Here is a 4,696-nt window from a genome sequence, read left to right on the forward strand (position 1 = left end):
CGCGCTGAACTTGCGCAGCAAAAACCGCTGCCCGTTGCAGGAAAATCGTTTGCTGGTCAACCCTTTACAGAAGAATGGCCACCAATGACCTGCGTGCGCATTATGACGGGTGCGCAAATCCCTGCCGGTTGTGATGCAGTGATCATGCAAGAACAAGCGACCATCACCGAAGAGGGGGTGGTGTTCTGCCAGCATGAGGTCAAACTCAATGACAACATTCGCCCAACTGGTGATGACATTCGCCAAAATGATGTGGTGCTGGAACGCGGTGCGCGCTTAACCGCACGTGATATCCCAATGATTGCGACTCTCGGCATTAGCCATGTCACCGTCTATCGCAAACCGAAAGTCGCGTTTTTCTCCACCGGAGATGAGCTCAAGCCACTCGGTGAACCGCTGCAAGCCGGACAAATTTACGACAGCAATCGCTACGGCATTAAACCCTTGATTGAAAACTTCGGCTGCGAAGCGATTGATCTCGGCATCGTGCCAGATTGCCCTGCCACTCTGAAAGCCACGTTTGAACAAGCGCAAAGCTTGGCGGATGTGGTGGTCACCTCCGGTGGCGTCAGCGTGGGTGAAGCCGATTACACCAAAGATATTTTGGAAGAACTCGGCGAAATCGGTTTTTGGAAACTGGCGATCAAACCAGGTAAACCTTTTGCATTTGGCGCGCTGCAAAATGCATGGTTCTGCGGTCTGCCGGGCAATCCGGTTTCCGCGGTGCTGACCATGTACGTGCTGGTGCAACCTATGCTTGCCAAATTGGCGGGACACAGCGCTTGGCAAGCCCCAGAATCGATCCCGGCGATCACGCGTAGCCCCTTTAAAAAAGCACCGGGACGGACGGATTTCCAACGCGGCATTTACCGCATTGAAAATGGCAAATTCGTGGTGGAAAGCACCGGTAACCAAAGCTCTGGCGCGTTCCGCTCAATGAGCTTGGCTAACTGCTTTGTGGTGCTTGAGCGTGAACGTGGCCGCGTGGAAGTCGGCGAAACGGTTCAAATCCAGCTGTTTAACTCAACCCTGTACTAGGAGTGATGGTGGATATTCTCAGCGATGCAGAAATGCTGCGTTACAACCGACAGATCATTCTCAAAGCGTTTGATTTTGAAGGACAAGAGAAACTAAAGCAGAGCTCAGTGCTGATCCTCGGTGCAGGTGGTTTGGGCTGCGCGAGTAGCCAATACCTAGCGACGGCGGGGGTCGGTCACATCACATTGATTGATGATGATGTGGTTGAGCTCTCTAACCTCCAGCGTCAAGTGCTACACCATGATGCGGATATTGGCCGCGCGAAAGTGGATTCAGCGGCTGATTCGCTGCGTCTGCTCAATCCGCATCTTCAGGTTGAGACGATCCAAGCACGCTTGAGTGATGACGAATTGGATGCGCTGATCGCACGCCACGATCTGGTGCTGGATGCTTGCGATAATGTGGGCACACGCAACCAGCTCAATCGCCTCTGCTTTAAACACAAAACACCGCTGGTTTCCGGTGCGGCGATTCGTATGGAAGGCCAAGTGAGCGTGTTTACGTATCAAGATCCCGCGCAGCCTTGCTATCAATGCTTAAGCGCCCTATTCGGCTCATCGGCACTCAGTTGTGTTGAAGCGGGCATAATGGCTCCAGTGGTAGGCATTATTGGTGCTGTTCAGGCGATGGAAGCGATTAAGGTGTTGACCGGTTTGGGGACACCTAAGCAAGGTAAGATCTTGATTCTTGACGCGATGAGCATGTCATGGCGTGAAATGAACCTGATGCAGCTACCTCAGTGTCCAGTTTGCCACCCGCAAAGCTAACGTCTGCTTTATTAACGTCACAATTTTGCGACGCTGACACGGTCTGGCTACCCATTCTGTGCCAGATGGCGAAGTTAAATCCTCTAAAGCCGACTAAAGTTATACCCACACTACTTGGAGTTGCAGCTCACACGGCTGCAGCTTCAGCAGGATGGGAATAAGATCAAATAGAGGAGCTGAGCCATGTCCAATCTCAACGTTTTGGAAATTAAATCTTTCGTTCCCGCTCAGGACTTCACCACGTCCAAACAGTTTTACTTATCCCTCGGTTTTGAACTGATTACAGAATTTGGCGATGTGGCTTATTTGCGTTTAGGCCGATGCGCCTTTTTGCTGCAAAACACCCATCAGCGCCCCCATCAAGGCAACACCATGATGCATCTGTTAGTGGAAGATGCGCAAAGCTGGTTCGATCACGTCAAAACGTTGCAATTGGAAGAACGTTTTGAAAGCAAAGTGACTGATCTCATCACTCAACCTTGGGGCATGTTGGAGTTTTGTTTGGTTGACCCGAGTGATGTTCTGTGGCGTATTGGTCAACGTATTGGGTAATCACAAAAATAAGGAATAACAATGACCTCCCCACTCGTCACGGCGCAATGGCTGCAACAACATCTGCACGACCCCAATTTGGTGATCCTCGATAGCAGCATCGAGTTTCAAATTCCAACCGAGTCTGAAAAAGATTGGGTCAACAAGATCCCTAATGCGCAGCGCTTTGATTACGACAAAGTCTTTTGCGACCCTGATTCGCCCTTGCCGCACATGATGCCTTCTGAGGAGCGTTTTAACACTCTCGCTCGCGAACTGGGTATCAACCAAGATTCCTTTATTGTGGTGTACGACAACAGCGGCACGTTTGCCTCTCCCCGAGCATGGTGGATGTTCAAGGCCATGGGACATCACAAGGTGTATATCCTCAATGGCGGATTAACCGAATGGAAGGTTCAGGGTTACAACGTCACTCAAAACTATCGTGAACCCACACCAAAAGGGAACTTTGACGGCAAACTCAACCCACAAGCCTTTGTTGATGCGAGTTATGTTCTCAAACAGATCGATAATCCACATAGCCAAACCATTGATGCACGTGGATTAGCGCGCTTTTTCGGTGAAGTGCCAGAACCTCGCCCCGGCGTGCGCAGTGGGCATATTCCCGGCTCATCCTGCTTGCCTTTTGCAGAGCTCATCACTGGTCACAAGCTAAAAGAGCAAGCCGAGTTACGCCCGCTACTGACTCATATGTTGCCCGACACCGCCCAAGAATATCTGTTTAGCTGCGGCTCAGGCGTGACCGCATGTATTGTGCTGCTCGCGGCGTATGTGTGCGGCTATCAAAACCTCTCGGTTTACGATGGTTCGTGGACAGAATGGGGACAACGGCAAGATCTGCCGATTGAGTAATGTCTAAGTCGTTAGAGTGCAGCGGAGCTCGCTGCACTTCTTTTCTACAGAAATTGGCCTACAAAATATCCATTAAATAGCGATTTAAGACGCAGATAATGCCGTTTGCATCTGTTCATCTAAGTTGAGCACGGTCAAAGCGTTACTCACACTGGTCGCGATCACATCAATCGCGCCGGTGCGCAGTGCGCCCAAAAGAGCAAGCGGTTTACTGTTTTCCGCCGCAATCGCGATCACTTCGGCAATAGGACGGAACTCATCAATCCCCAAGCCAATCACGCGATCATTCATCACGGTATTGGCGATGCGCCCGTGCACATCAAAAAAGTCATGCCCGGCGAAATCCCCGACCACACCTTGGTTCAGGCGCGATTGCACCACCTCTTCCGGCGTAAACCAACCAAGGTCAACCATGTAGCTGTTTTCACTCATATCACCAATTCCGACCAGTGCGATATCAGCTTTACGAGCAAGATCGAGGGTTTGCTTCACCGTACTGTTTTGCATGAATACCCGTTTCTGCTCCGGGTTTTCTGCGTAAGCTGGCGCGTACAAGGTTTCCGAGCTGCCGCCGTATTTTTTTGCGAGTTGGCGACAAATATGGTCAGCATTAAACATACCGCCGCGTGGGTGAATACCGCCGATGCTGCACACAAATTTGCAATCTCGCGGCGTGATCACCCCAACATGATGCGCTACGGCTGACACATTACGCCCCTGTCCAACCGTCACTACCATGCCGTTTTTTAGCGTGCTGGTAAGATAGTTGGATACCAAACCCGCGACTTGTTGGCGCTGCGCTTCATCGTTCGGTTGATCGAGGGCAATCAAGGCGCGGCGCACGCCAAAACGTTCGATCAAGCGCTGCTCGATTTTGGCGCTGAACACCGGATGGTATTTCACAGTAATTTCAACAATCCCCTCATCACGGGCTTGCTTGAGCAACCGCCCCACTTTGGCGCGTGAAATGGTGTATTTTTTGGAAATCTCTTCCTGTGTTGCGCCATCTTGATAATAAGAGACGGCGATTTCAGTCAGCAGATCGGTACTTTCAACCGAAATCTCTGGAATTTGGCTCATGGGCTATCCTTCTATGGCAGCGGCCTTGCATACCGCAGCACTCAACATTGCGCTCAACATTCAGCTCAACATCAGTATGCGCGCTATGTTACTCGCCTTTTTGGAGTGAGCAAATGATCTTAGTCATAACATTTTCTCAGTGTGGTTTTCTCACCTTTGATGGATAGCCCATGGTGAGGTCAAATTTGAGCAAACGATTTAATGGCAACAAGGGCTGCGAAGGCGAAAAAAAACTCCGCTCAACGCGTCATAAACCGGGTTGTTGAATTGACTTTCCCGACAGATAGGATAAATATGGCTCCATCATTTACTCAGCGAACGAGCAAATGTTCAGAGCAAAAGTTCGGGCGCTGAAAATTTTGCATTTACTGACTCGCACTCTCTAAATCTACCCAAACTACTTGGAG

The 4,696-nt window shown here is 50.5% G+C and carries 5 protein-coding genes; 4 read left to right on the forward strand and 1 reads right to left on the reverse strand.

Going from position 1 to position 4,696, the window contains the following annotated elements; translation table 11 throughout:
- The 4 genes from moeA to sseA form a co-directional block, all read left to right on the forward strand.
- On the forward strand, positions 1-1,038 hold a 1,038-nt coding region (gene moeA / locus GOU96_RS16865; protein WP_324702031.1), incomplete at its 5' end, for a molybdopterin molybdotransferase MoeA.
- An 8-nt stretch (positions 1,039-1,046) separates the two neighbouring features.
- Positions 1,047-1,805 carry a molybdopterin-synthase adenylyltransferase MoeB gene (gene moeB / locus GOU96_RS16870; protein WP_057552317.1) on the forward strand — a complete coding sequence of 253 codons (759 nt, stop codon included), beginning with the start codon at positions 1,047-1,049 and terminating at the stop codon, positions 1,803-1,805.
- Positions 1,806-1,988: 183 nt separating this feature from the next.
- Positions 1,989-2,357, forward strand: a complete 369-nt coding sequence (locus tag GOU96_RS16875; protein WP_000067610.1) for a VOC family protein — start codon at positions 1,989-1,991, stop codon at positions 2,355-2,357.
- A 21-nt stretch (positions 2,358-2,378) separates the two neighbouring features.
- On the forward strand, positions 2,379-3,209 hold the full coding sequence (gene sseA / locus GOU96_RS16880; RefSeq protein WP_046126117.1) for a 3-mercaptopyruvate sulfurtransferase: 831 nt from the start codon (positions 2,379-2,381) through the stop codon (positions 3,207-3,209).
- 84 nt (positions 3,210-3,293) lie between these two features.
- Here the strand turns inward: sseA and GOU96_RS16885 are convergent, their stop codons facing one another.
- Entirely contained in the window at positions 3,294-4,289 is a 996-nt protein-coding gene (locus GOU96_RS16885; protein ID WP_000078373.1) for a sugar-binding transcriptional regulator, read from the reverse strand.
- Positions 4,290-4,696 lie beyond the last annotated feature (407 nt).

Origin of the sequence: Vibrio sp. R-1, assembly GCF_035615595.1 — a bacterium.
GTDB classification, from domain to species: Bacteria; Pseudomonadota; Gammaproteobacteria; order Enterobacterales; family Vibrionaceae; genus Vibrio; species Vibrio cholerae.